Origin of the sequence: Agrobacterium sp. NPDC089420 (assembly GCF_044900305.1) — a bacterium.
Taxonomy (GTDB): domain Bacteria; phylum Pseudomonadota; class Alphaproteobacteria; order Rhizobiales; family Rhizobiaceae; genus Agrobacterium.
The window spans coordinates 83,928-101,212 of the sequence record NZ_JBJDMY010000012.1 but is presented as its reverse complement, the minus strand read 5'-3'; the positions used below and the strand labels follow the sequence as shown (position 1 = coordinate 101,212).

18 protein-coding genes and 1 pseudogene are annotated in these 17,285 nt (G+C 56.7%); 14 read left to right on the top strand and 5 right to left on the bottom strand.

Going from position 1 to position 17,285, the window contains the following annotated elements; all coding sequences use genetic code 11:
- The first annotated feature begins 1 nt into the window (after position 1).
- The 5 genes from ACI2KA_RS18495 (at position 2) to ACI2KA_RS18475 (ending at position 3,085) form a co-directional block, all read left to right on the top strand.
- Positions 2-781 (top strand): helix-turn-helix domain-containing protein, encoded by a 780-nt coding sequence (locus tag ACI2KA_RS18495; RefSeq protein ID WP_404503914.1) that lies wholly within the window; start codon positions 2-4, stop codon positions 779-781.
- 163 nt (positions 782-944) lie between these two features.
- Complete coding sequence (locus tag ACI2KA_RS18490; RefSeq protein ID WP_404503913.1) at positions 945-1,568, top strand: hypothetical protein; 624 nt, start codon at positions 945-947, stop codon at positions 1,566-1,568.
- A gap of 57 nt (positions 1,569-1,625) precedes the next feature.
- Entirely contained in the window at positions 1,626-1,892 is a 267-nt protein-coding gene (locus ACI2KA_RS18485) for a hypothetical protein (RefSeq protein WP_404503912.1), read from the top strand.
- 110 nt (positions 1,893-2,002) lie between these two features.
- On the top strand, positions 2,003-2,677 hold the full coding sequence (locus tag ACI2KA_RS18480; RefSeq protein ID WP_404503911.1) for a hypothetical protein: 675 nt from the start codon (positions 2,003-2,005) through the stop codon (positions 2,675-2,677).
- 261 nt (positions 2,678-2,938) lie between these two features.
- Positions 2,939-3,085 (top strand): hypothetical protein, encoded by a 147-nt coding sequence (locus ACI2KA_RS18475; protein WP_404503910.1) that lies wholly within the window; start codon positions 2,939-2,941, stop codon positions 3,083-3,085.
- A gap of 40 nt (positions 3,086-3,125) precedes the next feature.
- On the opposite strand, the gene ACI2KA_RS18470 is transcribed toward ACI2KA_RS18475, so the two are convergent.
- From ACI2KA_RS18470 to ACI2KA_RS18460, 3 genes are all read right to left on the bottom strand, one after another.
- Positions 3,126-3,863, bottom strand: coding sequence for a FadR/GntR family transcriptional regulator (locus ACI2KA_RS18470; protein ID WP_404503909.1), 738 nt, complete (start codon positions 3,861-3,863; stop codon positions 3,126-3,128).
- Positions 3,864-3,990: 127 nt separating this feature from the next.
- Entirely contained in the window at positions 3,991-4,866 is an 876-nt protein-coding gene (locus tag ACI2KA_RS18465) for an SMP-30/gluconolactonase/LRE family protein (protein WP_404503908.1), read from the bottom strand.
- Positions 4,859-5,059, bottom strand: a complete 201-nt coding sequence (locus ACI2KA_RS18460) for a hypothetical protein (RefSeq protein ID WP_404503907.1) — start codon at positions 5,057-5,059, stop codon at positions 4,859-4,861. Before ACI2KA_RS18460 ends, ACI2KA_RS18465 begins: the two co-directional genes overlap by 8 nt.
- A 679-nt stretch (positions 5,060-5,738) precedes the next feature.
- Between ACI2KA_RS18460 and ACI2KA_RS18455 the strand changes: the two are divergent.
- The 7 genes and pseudogenes from ACI2KA_RS18455 to ACI2KA_RS18425 form a co-directional block, all read left to right on the top strand.
- Positions 5,739-6,176: pseudogene (locus ACI2KA_RS18455) on the top strand (NAD-dependent epimerase/dehydratase family protein); the annotation flags it as partial.
- 370 nt (positions 6,177-6,546) lie between these two features.
- Entirely contained in the window at positions 6,547-7,809 is a 1,263-nt protein-coding gene (locus tag ACI2KA_RS18450; RefSeq protein ID WP_404503906.1) for an ABC transporter substrate-binding protein, read from the top strand.
- A 61-nt stretch (positions 7,810-7,870) separates the two neighbouring features.
- Complete coding sequence (locus tag ACI2KA_RS18445) at positions 7,871-8,803, top strand: carbohydrate ABC transporter permease (protein WP_404503991.1); 933 nt, start codon at positions 7,871-7,873, stop codon at positions 8,801-8,803.
- Positions 8,796-9,665 carry a carbohydrate ABC transporter permease gene (locus ACI2KA_RS18440; RefSeq protein ID WP_404503905.1) on the top strand — a complete coding sequence of 290 codons (870 nt, stop codon included), beginning with the start codon at positions 8,796-8,798 and terminating at the stop codon, positions 9,663-9,665. The genes ACI2KA_RS18445 and ACI2KA_RS18440 overlap by 8 nt, the downstream gene beginning before the upstream one ends.
- Positions 9,666-9,703: 38 nt before the next feature.
- A complete protein-coding gene (locus ACI2KA_RS18435; protein ID WP_404503904.1) occupies positions 9,704-10,798 on the top strand; it encodes an ABC transporter ATP-binding protein in 1,095 nt (364 codons plus the stop codon).
- Positions 10,799-10,813: 15 nt separating this feature from the next.
- Complete coding sequence (locus ACI2KA_RS18430; protein WP_404503903.1) at positions 10,814-12,121, top strand: glycoside hydrolase family 28 protein; 1,308 nt, start codon at positions 10,814-10,816, stop codon at positions 12,119-12,121.
- A gap of 247 nt (positions 12,122-12,368) precedes the next feature.
- Entirely contained in the window at positions 12,369-12,575 is a 207-nt protein-coding gene (locus tag ACI2KA_RS18425) for a LysR substrate-binding domain-containing protein (RefSeq protein WP_404503902.1), read from the top strand.
- A gap of 207 nt (positions 12,576-12,782) precedes the next feature.
- Here the strand turns inward: ACI2KA_RS18425 and ACI2KA_RS18420 are convergent, their stop codons facing one another.
- The gene (locus ACI2KA_RS18420) at positions 12,783-13,673 is read right to left on the bottom strand and encodes a LysR family transcriptional regulator (RefSeq protein ID WP_404503901.1); all 891 of its coding nucleotides are present in this window, start codon (positions 13,671-13,673) and stop codon (positions 12,783-12,785) included.
- Between the two features lie 113 nt (positions 13,674-13,786).
- Here ACI2KA_RS18420 and ACI2KA_RS18415 point away from each other — a divergent pair, with 113 nt between their 5' ends.
- Positions 13,787-14,959 carry a mandelate racemase/muconate lactonizing enzyme family protein gene (locus ACI2KA_RS18415; RefSeq protein WP_404503900.1) on the top strand — a complete coding sequence of 391 codons (1,173 nt, stop codon included), beginning with the start codon at positions 13,787-13,789 and terminating at the stop codon, positions 14,957-14,959.
- Between the two features lie 9 nt (positions 14,960-14,968).
- Here ACI2KA_RS18415 and ACI2KA_RS18410 read toward each other — a convergent pair whose 3' ends face one another.
- Positions 14,969-15,994 (bottom strand): LacI family DNA-binding transcriptional regulator, encoded by a 1,026-nt coding sequence (locus tag ACI2KA_RS18410; protein WP_404503899.1) that lies wholly within the window; start codon positions 15,992-15,994, stop codon positions 14,969-14,971.
- 240 nt (positions 15,995-16,234) lie between these two features.
- On the opposite strand from ACI2KA_RS18410, the gene ACI2KA_RS18405 reads away from it, so the two are divergent.
- Positions 16,235-17,215 carry a Bug family tripartite tricarboxylate transporter substrate binding protein gene (locus tag ACI2KA_RS18405; protein ID WP_404503898.1) on the top strand — a complete coding sequence of 327 codons (981 nt, stop codon included), beginning with the start codon at positions 16,235-16,237 and terminating at the stop codon, positions 17,213-17,215.
- The last annotated feature ends 70 nt before the right edge of the window (positions 17,216-17,285 follow it).

Here is a 17,285-nt window from a genome sequence, read left to right as displayed (position 1 = left end):
GATGTCGAAGGGCGCTATTCGTCATATCGCTTTTTTTCGCACAACGACCCACCGCGGCTTGCAAACGTTTCAGCTTATGATCCAATCAGAGGATTTGGGTCTCGACGGCACCTTGCGACATATAATCTTTAGTCCAAATAAGCTGGATATTGTAGATGCAGGCCCAGTCACCCAGGATGTAGATAACCGGATCGTCATTCATGATTGCCGGCGCAGCCTACCGGATATTAGCGGTGTCTTTTTTCAGGAAAATAGCATTGCTCATGCAAACATTGCGCTTATCGAACCTGAGCGGTTCAATCGGGACGCTGTTTTCACGAGTGGATTTGCAGATTTTTTAAGCTGGCCAGTTTTGGCGCCGGAATTATATACGCGTCTGTTGGGACAATGCAGGTCGTTGTCGCTCAGCGATTCACACTTCCGGTACTCCCCTGTGGCGTTGGTGGAACGATGCTGCGCCCATTTAATCGAAAACATAGCGCGCGACATTTCAGTTGCTGCATTGGTGCGGCTGTTCAACACCAATCACAACACGTTGAACGCGTTGTTCAATCGCGAGATGGGCCTGCCACCTATGGCGTGGCAGCGAAAGATGCGCCTGGAGGGTGCCGCACGCCAGTTGAGGATTACAGACTCTCCAATAAATGTAATTGCAGAGCGATTTGGTTATGAACTGCCCGCCAACTTTGCAACAGCCTTCCTCCGGCATTTCGGCATGACGCCACTGCGCTATCGCAGGCTGGGACGCGCAAAACTTAATGTGACTGGCGCAAAAGAATAAAATCCTGTTCCCGCTAAATTTAACTTGAGGTTGTTTCCTGATAGAGAAATCGCCATGCCGTTGAATAAAGCATGGACTACCGTCTGGATGGAACGTGAGCCTCACTCTGTCAACATTGCCCTAATCTGCTTTTGATGAAGGGCCTTTCTAGAGGAGCGATACAATGCCAAGTTACGAATTAGACATCGCGTTCGATCAGGCTGGTCTCAATGCACTAAACGCTGCAGGCCAGAGCGTAACGATCGTTAAGCAATCCAGCGGTGGCAAACCCACTGCCTGGATTTCGTTCACGCCGCAGATGACCAACATTATTACCTGGACGGAACAGTACTCTGTTTATTCTTCGACAACCAATGCGCAGTCCGGCGCGGTCATTGTCACCAGTTCGCAGGCTTCTGCGATCGCGGGCAGCAGCTACACGCTGAACACCGCAGGGTATTTCGACACGGGCAATCCCGGAGTTGTTGGTCCAACCCAGTATCAGGTCATCAATAACGATCCCAACCTTACCATCAGCGGAACAGCGATGGTCACAGCCGGACTGGTGCAAGGCGCCAGCGTTAACGGCAGTACGGTTCTGGCGCCTATATGTGCCGCAGGCGTTCTATTTAATCAAACGGCGTTGTTTACGCCGATTGAAACCATCCAGGTATACACATCGAGCTACTCCAACAACGGTATCGTTATCTCGCAGGTCGCCGGCAACGCTCTGACCGTGCAGTATACCACAAGCCCCAAAGCCAGCATCACGTACAACGATCAGCAGAACCAGTTCATCTTGAGCTGATACCAAGCTGATCTCTCGCATACGAGCATTCCTAGGACAACGCAGATCAAAGATCTGATGGTTATGATCAAGAAAGGAAGCATCATGCCAGTTCAAACTCTGGGTCGTGGACTTACGGCCAATCTGGGGGCCAACGTCGTTGCAGGCACCCTTCACATTGTTGGCGTTGCCACGCCTTACACCATTTCGATTAATGGAGGTGCGGCCGTCGCGCATGTCGCAGCTGTCGGCGTCGTTGATAATTATGCGATCAACGGTCAAAGCGTTTCGATTACGAATACGACGCCTAACCCTGGTCCTGATAATTTGACTCTAAGCTGGTAGCGCTACGCTGCTTTGCGATATGTTTGCCTGGAGGAGCAGTTTGTTCTTCCGGGCAAATACAGGACCTGTACTGTCAGCATGAATCTCATTTTTTGTTCCGGATAACAGCCATGAGCGGTTACGCTTTAGATATCCAAATAGACAATGCAGGGCTTGAAACGATATCGAGCGCCAAGATGTCTGTGGCACTCCTGAAGCCTCAACCTTCCTCGGACTACCAGATTGTTACGTTACTGATGTCTGCAGCGAACAACCTGCAGGTCGGTTGGTCAGATACCCAGCTGGTCTATTCGTCATCCTATCTCTTGCAGCCTTACACGGTGCTTAAGATCAATTCTCAGGCCACTGCCCTTCCTGGCCAAACATTTGATTTTAATGGTAGTATGATTAGCCAGTCTGGAACGAACAATCTGCCGGATACCGTTCAACTTTCAAATTCCTCACAAAGCACAATAGTCTCCGGTTTGGCCAGGGTATTCAGCATTAATGGAGCCCAGCAAGCTCCTGCAATTCTCAGTGCAGCCTCCATATTGCCTTACGGGCTGGGAAGCTTTGAGATCGGGAATGCGATAATGCTGACCTTGCTGAGCGGTGCCGAAGCTGGGCTGGTCATTCCCAGTCAGGTCCTTCCAAACTACGCAGCAGGCGCACGTAAGGCGCAAAGCTCGTCTCAAATCGCTGCTCAGCCACCATTGATCCTCGATTTCAGTTCAAGCAATGCCGCACAAACCGTGCATTTCGACGATCAAAGCAACATGTTCGTAGCTGGCGGCCTGCCATCGTAACATTACGGGAACCGCGTGTCTTACCGGTTGATGGAGGAGGGCGGACACGGCGGTGGCGACAAGCGTATGCCGCGGATATTTTTGGCGGCTCGAACTCGGGCAGCGTGTTCACCGCAGATTTTCGTGACGGCGCCATGTCGATCCTGACCGGCCTTGCCGCCAACCGCTCGTTCCAGGCGGGCCTGCCGGTCGAAGTCGCTGACATGGTTGATGTCTGACCGATTTTCCCAAACGCTTGCAAAGTTCGATGAGAAGATTGCGATGAAACTGCTGGATGATGATCGGCTGGTTTCCACCGAAGAGCAGTCGCCGTGCTTGGCGCACGCACTTTACGAAGGGGCGCGTGAACTGCCTATCATCGATCCGCATGCCCACACGACCCACTGGTTCAGGACTGGACCTGATTAAACAATGAACCGCTGCAACCCAGATCTTCCTGTCCTCACAACTAGGGAACTGAGTTTGAAGTGCCGATGTTTTGCATCAGGCTCCATTCGCGGTAACGTTTGCGGCCCTTCTCAAGATGTGTTCTCATGGCCGCTCGTGCCTCGGCAGGATTTCGCGATGTGATGGCCTCATAGATCCCATAGTGCTCGGCATGGACCTCAGCCAAAAATTTACGGCGGTCGTCTTCGCTCTCGACCGACGTATCTAGCACATGGCGCGGAATGAGCAGATAACCAAGATCGTCGAGGAACATGAGGAAACGGCTGTTTCCCGTGGCTATGGCGATCTCCCGGTGGAAAATTCGATCCGTATTGCTGCCGCCGGAGACTGTGAGCGGATCATTTCCTGCGGACCTCAACGCGGCCTCCATGCGCAGCAGATGTGTTTCTGTTCGCCGCTCGGCCGCGAGGGCCGCAGCTTCGGTTTCTACACACATTCGCAGTTCCATCATCTCAAGAACGGCGCCTGCGTCCTCAGGCTCCTGCATGCAAAGTGAGCTGATCCGCGGCCGTTCGGCCAATCTTACAAACACGCCGCTGCCACGGCGAGACCATAGCAACCCTTCCGCGGTCAGGCTGGCGACCGCTTCACGGATTACTGTGCGGCTAACGCCGAACATTGTGCAAAGCTGTTCTGCGGTCGGCAACTTGTCGTTAGCAGCAAGACCCCGCTCTTCTATCATCTTCACGATTCCGGCCTTCACCTGATCAGTAAGGCGGGCCGGTACGGGCGGATTCATGGAATTTGACACCTCTCAAAATTCAAATTGTTCATACTTCTTGGGGCGTGCAGTTACAACAACCAACTGCCGCGTGTCATGCCTGAGGCGTGGTCGCCAAGGCGAGGCATGGCCACCCGGCGCTCTATCACTTGGCCGAGCGCCTTCCGAAAATATAGGGCAACAGGCCCGGAACAGCGGACCTGAAACTGACGATCCCGTCCTTGCCCGTTCCAGATAGCCCAGAGTCCAGGCTGGTAACATAGACGGTGCACATGTCCGCCCCACCGAAACACGGCATGGCTGGCTTGGAGATGGGGAGCTCCACCCAGCGCAGCAGGGTGCCATCTAGGGCGATGCAGTTGAGACGACTGCAGGACGGAGCCGCGGACCAGTAGACACTGGCTGTGTCGAAAGCGCCGCCGTCTGCTCGCCCGTTGGCCAGGTCATGCGCCCGCAGCCGGCGTCTGTTTGAAATCGCACCGGACTGAGGACAGAAGTCCCATCGATCAACGAACATCTCTCCCTGCGAGTCTGAATGAAACATTGTCTGTCCGTCACCCGTCCAAGCAAGGCCATTGGAGGCCGAAAAGCCCGAGGTGAGAATGTCTGTCCGGCCGCTCTCGTCGACCCGATAAAGTGCGCCCTGTGGCGTTGTCGCCGACCGATCCATGCTGCCAACGTAGAACGCGCCATCCGGGCCGACCTTGCCGTCGTTGAGCCTACTCACTCCGGCTGGCAGTCGTATTGTTGCGATGAGTTCGCGTTTTCCGGTTTCGAGATTGAAAAAGACTATGCTGCTTGAAAGAGCAACCACTAAGCGTCCAGAATCCGCCAGCCCAAAGCTGGCGACGGGCTCGCCGAATGACCACCTTTTTCGCTGACCGCTTTCAATAACCAAGCTGTGTATCGTGCCTGCCGGAATATCGCACCAGAACAACTCTCCGGTTGCCGCATCCCAGGTCGGGCTTTCGGCTGCTCCAAAACGCTCCGCAACGACAAAAGCAGCCTCCGGATTACTCATAGGTTACCGTCACGTTATGTTCTAGGTTCCAGTTGCGGTAGCGATGACGGCCATTATCGAGATAGGCATGCATGCGGGCGCGGGCGATCCTGGGCTGCCGGTTCGCTATGGCGCCCACGATGGCGCGGCGCTTGGCAGCGAGACCTGCAGCCTCGATCTCGACGCTCGTTTGAAACTCCAGGTCTTCCGGCATTCCGCTACCAAGCCTGCTCTCTGCCCGAACGCCTGCAATCGCTTCCCGGACAACGGAAAGCCTACCGTCCAAACGCAGACAGTTTGTCGCCCGATCGCAAATTGTCAGACTGATCATTCCATCCCCGATCGTATCAGTCATCGTTCCGTGCCGTATCCTGCATCTTCACCCATCTCTTCGAGGTCACACCGGCAAGCTGGATATCCGATGGATCTGAACAGGTGTGATTGCCCTTGTAGCATCGGTAAATTAGTCATACAACATTAGAGAATTCACATAACTTTGGGCGAATGATGTGTGTAGGACCACAACTCGGCGGCAGGGATATAGAGCGCCTTGGGGACCGCTACCGCCGACAACTGGCTCAACTGGGCCTGAAGCACGTCGCAATCGATCCGCCGGGCAGCCCCATGGGACAAAAGCCGCCGCAGCGGATCGGCGTAGGCTCCGGGATGGAGGCTCTATAAGCGCCGACTTCTATCACGATTACAGGCAGCAATTCCTGGGATTTCCGCGCTTGGATAGGGGGGACCAAGCGGACACCTCAAGTGGGTAATGCAAGAACTCACTGCTCGATAAATCAGAAAGAAGTACGATTTATTTAAAAGTAGTAATATATATTGTTGACAATGGCGCCGGCAATTGCCATTCATAGGCCGCCCTCGGGGAGGAGGCGCCGATGACAACAATGCTACTGACGGGCGCAAGCGGCGTCTTAGGCAGCCACCTGCGCGCACATATGGAGGGTGCTGGCTGTCGCGTCATGGAGACCGATATTCGTCCAGCCGCCGACCGGCACGATGTTGTGGAAGTCGATCTCTTCAGTGCCGAGAGCGTGGACAGACTTGTCGACGGCGTCGACGAAATTGTGCGCTTTGGAGCAATCTCGAGCGAGAAGAGCCGGGACCTCATCCAGTCCGTAAACATCGGGGGTACGCGCACTATTTCTGAAAGCGCGCGCAAGCACGGTGTTCGGCGGGTGATTTGCGCTTCTTCCTGCCATGTCATGGGATTCTATCCGAGGGCCGATTCACCCATTCGCCTCGGTGCCTCGGTCCGGCCTGATACGATGTACGCGGTCTCCAAGATCTTTGGCGAGAGCTGTCACCGGTATTGCTACGGGCGCTATGGACTGGAGTGTCTTGTCGTTCGCATCTGTACGGCTTTTCCGCCCAAGTCGCGGAGAGGCACTCGCAATTTTTGCGATCGGGACGACCTAGCGCGCGGTGTGGACGGCCGACTTGATATGCCGAACCTTGGCTTCCGTACCGTTTATGCCCTCTCGGAACCCCCAATCCATTCTTCGTCAACGAGCCTGATTCCGGCCTCAGCTGGAAGCCACGGGTGTCGGCCCGGGCCTATGCCGCCATCGCTCCGGAAGCGGAGATCAATATCGACGAGCCGGCCAATCGTGCGGTCGGTGGTGTTTTCGCCCTTCCAAGACAGTAGTTCGTGAAGTGCCGCCAATTTGTTTGAGGAGGAGAATGATGTCCAAATTTTTGACGAGTTTATTCCTGGCTGGAGTGTCCTGTATGCCGCTGCTCGCCACAGATGCGTTCGCGCAGGACAAGGTGACCCTGCGCTTGGTGTGGTGGGGATCGGAGGGCCGCACAAGTGCGACGCTTCAGGCGATTAAGCAGTTCGAAGAACGCCACCCGGATATCCATGTTCAGGCTGAAGCTTTGCCATTCGACGGCTATATGGACAAGCTTTCCACTCAGATCGCGGCAAATGATGCACCCGACGTGATCCAGCTGCCGGTCGAATATGTGTCGCAGCTCGCATCTGGCGGCGCTCTGCTCGATCTCGATGCGGTCGATCTGGCCAAGCTGGATCCTGCTACGACGCAGGCCGCCAATATTGACGGCAAGCAATTGGCCGTGGCCTCAGGCCTGTCGGCAACGGCAATCGTCGCCAATAAGAGCCTTTTCAAGGCTGCCAACGTGCCACTTCCGGACGATGCGACATGGACGTGGGATGACTTTGCGGCCACATCCAAGGCCATCTCGAAAGGCAGTGCGTCGGGCGTCGTTGGCACTCAAGCTCTCGGAACCGATCTTACCTCTTTCGAAGCCTATCTTCGTCAGAATGGCTCCCAGGTGTATGACGCTCAGGGCAATATCCTGATCGAGCCTGAAGACGTTATCCCCTACCTTGAACTGACCAAGAAAATCATCCAGGAAGGCGGTTCGTACGGCGCTGAAACCTCATCGGAAGTCACCGCACTCCCGATCGAGCAGACACCCTCTGCGACCAATACCGCGGCCATGGGTTTTTGGGCCTCAGCCCAATTCACCGCTCTTGCCAAGGCATCGGGCGAAGATCTTACACTCTTGCGTCTGCCAAGCATGACCGGCAAAGCCGGCGCCCATCAGATGTCGATTGGCGTAGCGCAGTATTGGTCGGTTTCGTCGCGCTCCGCCCATCCTGCGGAAGCCCAGGCGCTACTCGACTTCATCGTCAACGACGTTGACGCGGGCAAGGCCCTGCTGATCGTGCGTGGAACGCCGCCGAACAGCGATGTCCGCGACGCGATTGCCAGCAATCTTTCGCCCACCGATGCGGTTGCCGCCAATTTCATCGGCACGTTAAGTACAGAAGCCATTTCTGTTCCGCTTCCGCCTGCAGGCTACGGCACGTTCCGCGATATCTTCCGTCGTTATACCGCTCAGTACCTCTTCGGCCGCCTTTCTGCCGAAGATGCTGCTAATCAGATGATCGGCGAGCTCAAGAACAATATAGTTCCGTAAAAATCCTGGCCCGGCGTCCCGGGTCCGGGCTTCCCGCCGCGCATCGGCGCGCCCTCCAAATATTGGTAACGCTATGAGTGCTCTTAACGAACTGCGCTCCCTGGGTAGTCAAAGCCGTCGCGGCAAGGGCAATACGCTGGTTGCCTACGCCTTTCTGCTGCCTTGGCTAATCGGCCTTGTCGCCCTGACCCTCGGACCGATGATTGCTTCGCTTTACATATCCTTCAGCAAATACAATCTGATTCAGCCTCCCCGCTTTATCGGCTTTGACAACTACTTGCGCATGTTCTCCGACCCGCGGCTTCTCAATTCGCTCCGCGTGACGTTCACCTATGTTTTGGTCTCGGTACCACTCCAGCTGCTTTTCGCCCTGATGGTTGCGGTCGCCTTGGATCGTGGCATGCGTGGACTGGCCCTCTACCGATCGATCTTCTACCTCCCGTCTTTGCTTGGTTCTTCCGTTGCCATCGCCATTCTGTGGCGTCAGCTGTTCGGTACTCAGGGATTGGTCAACCAGATGCTCGGGATGGTCGGAATTCAGGGAATGGGCTGGATCTCCAATCCGGACACTGCCCTCGGCACGATTATTCTGCTCAATGTCTGGACTTTCGGCGCGCCGATGCTGATTTTCCTGGCAGGTCTACGTCAGATTCCGTCTCTCTATTATGAGGCGGCCCGGGTCGACGGGGCGTCCAAGCGGCAGCAGTTCTTCACGATCACGCTGCCTATGCTGACTCCAATCATCTTCTTCAATCTCGTACTGCAGATCATCGGCAGCTTCCAATCCTTCACCCAGGCCTTCATCGTTTCAGGGGGCGACGGCGGGCCGGTGGATTCCACCATGTTCTATACGCTCTATCTCTATCAGAAGGGGTTTGCGCAGCTCGACATGGGCTACGCATCGGCGCTGGCCTGGGGTCTCGTCTTCATCATTGGCGCCTTTACAGCCATCAACTTCTTCGCGGCTCGCTATTGGGTGTTCTACGATGACTGATCCAGCTACAGCTACCTTGGCCCGGGCTCACAATTTGCCCTGGTACGTTTCGTTCCGCCGGCACGGCGTCATGATCATGGCAAGTATCGTGATGATTTATCCGCTGCTCTGGCTGGTGGTCAGCTCACTGCGGCCGAGCGACGAAATCTTCCGCAACCCCGGCATTTGGCCGCTGTCTTTCGACATCAGCAATTACGTTAACGGGTGGACGGCGCTGCAGAGCCCGTTCGGTACCTATCTCGTCAATTCCGCAATCGTCACAATCGGCTGCGTGATTGGTAATCTGTTCTCCTGTTCATTGGCGGCATATGCTTTTGCGCGTATGGAGTTTTTTGCCAAACGAATCATGTTCGCGATCATGCTTGTGACCATCATGATTCCGATCCACGTGATTATCGTGCCGCAGTATATCATGTTTGCTCAGATGGGCATGGTGAACACATTCTGGCCGATCATCCTGCCTAAGTTCCTTGCGACCGACGCCTTCTACATCTTTCTGATGGTGCAGTTCATCCGTGGCATCCCCCGGGAACTTGATGAAGCTGCCCGCATCGATGGTGCCAATCACTTCCGGATTTTCTTCCAGATCATCCTGCCGCTGATGATGCCGGCACTCGCCGCAACCGCCGTTTTCACTTTCATTGGCTCCTGGAATGACTTCTTCAGTGCCCTGATCTACCTGACCAAAAACGAGGTTCGTACCGTGCCGGTAGCGCTGCGCGGTTTTATTGACGCAACCGGATCATCCTCCTTCGGACCGATGTTCGCAATGTCGATTGTATCTCTGGTTCCTGTCTTCTTCGCTTTCCTTTTCGGTCAGAAATACCTCGTCAAGGGAATTGCCACCACCGGTCTCAAGTAAGCGGCGCGCTATCGCCAGCGGCGCAATAGGATAATCGTATGTTCCAAAACACCGTCTTCAACGGCACCCGTGCCGGAATTTCTCTCAAGTCCATCCGCAAGCGGTTCGGTAGCCTGGAAGTCATCCACGGCCTCGACCTCGAAATCGAGGGCGGCAACTTCATCGTGTTTGTCGGCCCCTCGGGTTGCGGCAAGTCCACGTTGTTGCGGATGATCGCCGGGCTGGAAGATGTTTCGGAAGGTGCGATCATCATCGACGGCGCCGACGTCACCGATGCAGAACCGGCAAAGCGCGGGATCGCGATGGTATTCCAGTCATATGCGCTCTATCCCCATATGAGCGTAAGACAGAACCTCGCTTATGGCCTCAAGGTCGCGGGTACGCCTAAGGACGAGATCGAGCGCCAGGTCGAAGCTGCTGCCGAGGTACTGCAGATCACCAAGCTGCTCGATCGCCGCCCGCGTCAGCTTTCTGGCGGGCAGCGCCAACGTGTGGCAATCGGCCGAGCCATCGTACGCAAGCCCAAGGTCTTTCTCTTCGACGAGCCACTGTCCAACCTTGATGCCGAGTTGCGCGTCAGCATGCGTATCGAAATCGCAAAGCTGCACCAGCGGCTCGGCAATACGATGATCTACGTGACGCATGATCAGACCGAGGCGATGACGCTTGCGGACAGGATCGTCGTGCTACGCGATGGGTGCATTGAACAGGTCGGTAGTCCAAAAGACGTTTACGAAGATCCGGACAATGAGTTCGTTGCCGGCTTCATCGGCTCGCCACGTATGAACTTCCTGCCCGGCAAGGTGAACGCCGGGGGAGCAATCACCTGCCAGGGCGCTGAAGTCACCGTTCCTGTTTGCGAGCCACTGCAGCAAAGCAATACGGTCCGCCTGGGTATTCGACCCGAACATCTATTCGTTACACCCGCAAGTGCGGCCACCTTTGCCGTCCGCGTCGACTACGCAGAATATCTGGGTACCAACGGCTACCTGTATTGCACGACCAAGGATGGCGAACCGATCGTTGTCGAACTCCGCGATACCGAGGCGCCGGAGCAGGGCGTCGAGGTGTATCTGGGGTTCGATCCGGTCAAGGCGCGTCTCTTTGACGCTCATGGACGGCGCATCCGCTAAGGACCAGGATTGATCATGACAACTGTAATCAACATCGCACCCGGTTCCGCACCCGGTCACCTACAGGGCGAAATAGACAAGCTCTCCGCTGCCGGTGGCGGCCGGGTCAGGCTGCTCCCCGGCCAGCACGTCTGCGGGCCACTGCAATTGAGGAGTAACATTGATCTTCATCTCGAGGAGAGTGCCGTGCTCTCACCGTTTCCCGACCACGCTCTGTATGAAGCTAACATCTCAACCATACGTGTCGAGGGAAGCGAGAGATGCATGATCCTCGGTCAAAATCTTGAAAACGTTTCCATTACAGGCCCCGGCACGATTGATGGCGGCGGCTCGCATTTCGTGGCCGGCGATGACGCCGAGGCTGGCGTCTATATTCCCCTTGAGCCTAGGCTGCGCACCGTGGTGCTAGAAGAGAGCAGCAACGTCCGTATCGAGCAGCTGACACTGCGCGAAGCCTCCAGCTGGACCATGCATCTCATTCACTGCACCAACGTGATTGTCGATGGCTACAAGGTGTTCAACGACATGCGAATGCCCAATACAGACGGTCTCGTCCTGGATGGATGCGTCAACGTCAGCGTTCGCAATTCGGTCATCCGGACCGCAGACGACGGCGTGGTCCTCAAGACCTGCCAGAGCCAGCCGCAATGGCATTGCACCGACATCTCGATCGCCGAGTGCATCATCGAAAGCGGCAGCTGTGCTATCAAGATCGGTACGGAAACGTTTGGCAATGTCGAGCGCGTCAGCGTCGACAATTGCACTCTAGAGGGATGCAATCGCGGCCTCGGCATCCTGTCGCGCGATGGCGGGGAAATTTGTGACATAAGCTATCGCAATATCGATCTGGATTGTCGCGAAACCCCTTTCGGCTTCTGGGGCTCGGGTGAAGCTCTGACCATTACGCAACTCGATCGGCGGCCGAGCGTGCCGGCCGGCAAAGTGCGCCGCGTCCTTGTTGAGAACATGACGGGCGTTCATGAAGGGGCGGTCAATTTTTATGCGGCCCAGCCGGGTGATATTACCGACATCACTATCAATGGTGTCAGGCTCACGCAACGGCCGGGCGCGTTGGGCACTGGGCAACAGCAGGATATTCGGCCCACTGAGGCCGACCTCGCCCCGTCCAAGGACGCCGCAGGCCGCGTCGGTGCTTGGGTACGTGACGACAATGGCCGGATTATTGGTCTTAACGATTATCCAGGCGGCATGCCGGGCCTGTTCAGTTATAATGTCGCGAACCTGTCACTGTCCGATGTCGAGATAACGCGACCATCGCCAGTTCCGGATGGCTGGAACCCTGAAGTCATCGTCATCAATTGAACCTTTCCGGAGCCGTGATCAGGGAGGTGGACCAGGATTGTCGGTCCATCTTTCTCTCCTCGGACGAGCGGTAAATGTGCGGCGCGTGTCCGGCTTGCAGCGTGGTCACGTTTGCGGAAATCCTCTACGCCATTGCGGCTTGAAGCGCCGGCTGAATCATGCGGTCTTGCTCGCTCACCACATACCAGGATGGCTTCGCCGTCCGGGCGGCTGCCGATACCCCGTCGAAGCTTTTGGCCTTTGCCGGATGCTGCGTGGCGAATATCACCTTGGTCTGTTCCGGCGCGATATCGCCAATGAACTGTCGGCAGGGCGGCTGGTCCAGCTCCTGCCTGAATTTGAACCGCCCCCGCGTGCCTTACATGCACTTTTTGCGTCGGACCGACGGATGACGCCCAAGCTTCGCAGCTTTCTGGATTTCGCGACCGAGAAATTCGGTGAAGGAAAGCGTTGAGGTGTCGTGATTGGATCCCTCATCATCTTTGAAACATTTAAGCCGGCGAGGAGGTGAAAACATTCTTTCCTCGCTTTGGGGCAACTCGGGGCGTGCCGGCCTTTCCTGTCCGATTTGAAGAAGACGTTTGCGAACTGGAGCGCCAGGGGCACGCAGATACCGGGGAGGTCGAGGAGATCAGGCCGCTGGCGAAGGGGCCTGCTCGTGTCACGAGGAGCGTGGCATCCTAAAGAGGAGGCTGCGTATTTCCGGTAGCAGGGGATTGCGGTTGTCGGGGCTCCAAATGGCATGAAGCTCTGCAATACATTCCTCTTCCATATCGAGCGTTCGAAACACCACATTGTCAAAGCAGGCATTTTGGGTGTCGGCGGGAACAAGCGCCAGGCCGATGCCTGCACTGACCAGTGAGAGGATGGCCTGAGAATGCGTCATGCTTTGCACGATGCGGGGCATCAGCCCGTTCTGCTCTATCAACCCGGTCAGCTTGTCGTGCAGATAACGCGCCGGCGAAGAAAACATGATGAAGGGCTCGCCGTTGAGCGCGTTCAGTGCCGGTCGGCGTCTGGCGGCAAGCGGATGCGCGCGGGGGATAGCCAACATCATGGGTTCGCGCGCAACGCACAGGCTTTCCAGATGATGTTTGCCGGTAAGCGGGCGGGACAGACCGAGATCGATATTGCCGGCATTGATGGCTTGACGTTGCTCGGCCGTTTCCATCTGCACCAGTTCGAGTTCAACCTGAGGCGCGGAGGCGCGGGCCTGGCTGATGAATTTCGGCAGGAAACTATAGGTGCTGGCGCCGACAAAGGCTATTTTCACCGATCCTGCACTGCCGCGCGCCGCCCTTCTCGTCACGGTTATCGCCGCATTGCCCAGCTCCAGCAATTTTTGCGCCTCGGCCAGAAACGCCAGCCCGGCCGGTGTCAGGACAACATTTCGGCTGGTCCTTTCGAAGAGGATGACATCGAGCTCCTGCTCCAGCAATCTGATCTGCCGGCTGAGTGGAGGCTGGGTCATATTCAAGCGCCGGGCTGCGCGGCTGAAGTTCAGCTCGGTGGCGACGGCGATAAATGAACGGACCTGTCCCAAATCAAGCATCTATTCAAATCCGGTATCAATATCCAACAGAAAACAGCTTGGACTTAAATTGATCGCTGCGATATCAGTCAAGACGAGAACCGCTCCTGCGGGTGAAAATCAAAGAGGCGAAGATGGATACGCGGTCAGCAGAAACAGGCCACCTGCAGCAGGCCACGGGCGCAGACAGTATTGCCTGGATAAAGCTTTCCTCGATCTTCCTGCCGCTGAAGACGCCGATCAGCGACGCAAAAGTTTTGACCGGCAGGCAAAGGCCCCTGACCGAAGTAGCGTTTCTGTTCGCGGAAATCGAGACAAAGCACGGCCATAGCGGCATTGGCTTCAGCTACTCCAAGCGTGCCGGCGGTCCGGGTCAGTTTGAACATGCCAGGGAGATTGCAGGCGTTCTGATCGGCGAGGATCCGAGCGACATCGGCAGACTGTGGAACAAGCTTTGCTGGGCGGGTGCATCGGTCGGCCGCAGCGGGCTTGCGGTTCAGGCGATAGCAGCCTTCGACGTGGCCTTGTGGGATCTCAAGGCGAAACGCGCAGGGCTGCCTTTGGCAAAGCTGCTCGGTGCGCATCGCGATTCCGTGCAATGCTACAACACGTCCGGCGGCTTTCTCTCGTCACCGATCGAGGAGGTGCTCGAAAATCTCGAGCGCTCGATTGCTGCGGGGATCGGTGGGATCAAGATCAAGGTCGGCCATCCCGACATGGCTGTCGACCTCAAGCGCGTCGCCGCGGTGCATGAGCGCCTTGGTAGCAGGGTGGCGATGATGGTCGATGCGAACCAGCAATGGGATCGTCCTCGGGCGATGCGTTTCGGGCGTCTGATGGAGCCCTATGATCTGACGTGGATCGAAGAACCGCTCGATGCCTATGATGTCGAGGGGCATGCGGCGCTTGCCGCACAGCTCGATACACCGATCGCAACCGGCGAAATGCTGGCAAGCGTTCTGGAACATAGTTCATTGATCGAGAATAAAGCGGTCGATTTCATCCAGCCCGATGCGCCGCGCGTCGGGGGCATTACGCAATTCCTGAAAATCTGCGCACTGGCCGAGGCGAAGAAGCTGCAGCTTGCGCCCCATTTCGCCATGGAAATCCACCTTCATCTGGCGGCGGCCTATGAGCTTGAGCCCTGGGTGGAGCATTTCAACTGGCTCGATCCGCTGTTCAATGAGCGGCAGGAGATCCGCGATGGCCGCATGCTGGTGCCGACCCGGCCGGGACTTGGCATTACGCTTTCTGAACAGGCCGGTCACTGGACGCGGGGCACGGCGGAATTTGGCAAGCGGCCTTAGCCGTGGGCGTCACGCGGTGCCTCGGGCAACGATATGGAAGTCGATGTTGATCATGGCCTCCACATCCCTGTCGCCTTCTATTTTCCTGAGAATGGAACGCGCTGCCTTGGTGCCGATGTCGCGGCGGTCAATACGAACGGTGGTCAGTGGCGGGTGCGTATAGGGAGCAAAGTCGAAATCGCCGAAACCGACGATAGCAAGCCTATCGGGAATGCTGCAGCCGCGCGCATGCGCTTCCGCCAGGGCGCCATGGGCGACCACGTCTGACGAGCAGAAAACGCCGAGCGTGCCCTGTCCGCGATCCAGAAGCTGCGCCATCGCCAGCCTGCCGTCGCGGAAGGTGGAGGGGGAGTTCATTTCCAGTGCCGGCAATTCGACATCCGCGATCCCTCTGAGCCGGCCAACGAAGCCGTCGCGGCGTTGAACGGCGCGGGGGTCGTTGGCGCCAATCTGGGCATAGCGGTCGTAGCCTCTGATCAACAAATGTTCGGCCACCAGCGCGCCAACCGCCGCATGCGAAAACCCGACCGCAGTGTCGAGCGGCGAGGGTGTGGAATCCCAGATTTCGACGATCGGCAGGCCGGCGCCGGTCAACATGGCGCGCGTTTCCTTCAGATGCGTGATGCCCGTGAGAATAATGCCATCGGGACGACGCGCCAGAATTGCACGCGTCAGTTCCAGTTCGCGGGCGTTGTCGTAACCGGAGAGGCCAAGCAGAAGCTGGTAGCCGGCGGAGACGAGCTCGGCATTCAGGCCCTCGATGGTCTCCGCGAAAATGGTGCTGGAGACCGATGGCACGATCGCTGCTATCAGCCGGGATCGTCTGGACGCGAGGCCGCCGGCCAGGAGGTTCGGCACGTAACCCGTCCTTGCGATGACGCGTTCAATCGCTTCCAGCGTGCGCGGTTTGACCATGTTCGGCGTGTTGATTGCCCGCGAAACCGTGACCGGCGAAACGCCTGCAAGCTTTGCAATGTCGGCGAGCGTCACCGGGCCGTTTGTAATGATATGGCTGTTCTTATCGTGCTCGGACATTGTCGTCATCCTTTTTAAAAATGATTTACGCTTTCATTTTTGGTTTAATCAAGTTCCCATGTTCGCTCTTTCTCCTAATTTTGTCTAATCAACTGATTTATATTGATTTAAAAAAATCTTCTCGTGGTTGCAGTCAACGATTTTGAGGTTAGAATGAAAGCGCTTCCATTTCTTCGGGAGGAGGGTTTCGAAGGGTGGTGAACAGCGCTGGCGGGAAGCCAGAAAAGTGGAGGAAATATAATGAACCTCAGGCGTTTCATGACGTTTGCGGCTTTTACAGCCGTATCATGCGCAACCGTTCCGCAGCCAAGCCTTGCCGAAGACTATCCGTCCAGGACGGTGACCGTGATCGTTCCCTTTGCCGCAGGCGGCAATACGGATACATTCGGCCGCCTTGTGGCTGAACAATTGGACAAGAGGCTGGGGCAACGTTTCATCGTTGAAAACAAGCCCGGCGCCGGCGGCAATATCGGCCTCGGCGATCTGGCCCGGTCAAAACCGGACGGCTATACGATCGGCATGGGCACGGTCAGCTCCAACGCCATCAACCAGACGCTCTACAAGACGTTGCCCTATGACAGGGAAAAGGGATTTGCGCCGATCTCGCTGATTGCCAGCCTGCCGAACGTGCTGGTCGTCAATCCGGACAAGATAAAGGCGAATTCCGTCGAAGAATTGATCGCCTTCCTGAAGGCTGAGCCGGGCAAGCACACTTATGCCTCTTCCGGCGTCGGCACGTCCATCCATCTCGCGGGCGAACTTCTGGCTACGAAGGCTGATCTCAAGATCACGCATGTACCCTATAAGGGCAGCAGCCAGGCCATTCTCGACGTCGTCGGCGGGCATGTGGACATGATGTTCGACAATATTCCGACAGCGGCCCAGCAGGTGAAGGCCGGCAAGGTCAAGGCGCTCGCCGTCACCAGCCTGGAGAAAGCCAACCTGCTGCCCGACGTGCCAACCATGGCAAGCGTCATTCCCGGTTTCGAAGCGACCTCTTGGCATGGCCTGTTTGCACCTCCTGGCACCCCGCCGGAAATTGTTGAAAAACTCAGCAAGGAAGTCCAGGCGATCATTGCGGATCCGGCGATGAAAGCGAAGCTTGAAGCGATGGGCGTCACGCCGGTCGGCAATAGCTCGACGGAGTTCCAGGCCTTTATCGACAAGGAAACGGCAAAGTGGGCCGAGGTCATCAAGGTTGCGCAGGTGCCGCCGCAGTGATCCGGTCTGCCGGTCGGACATGATGTTCCGTTATGTCATTCCGACCGGCCCATTTTCCACACGCGAGTAT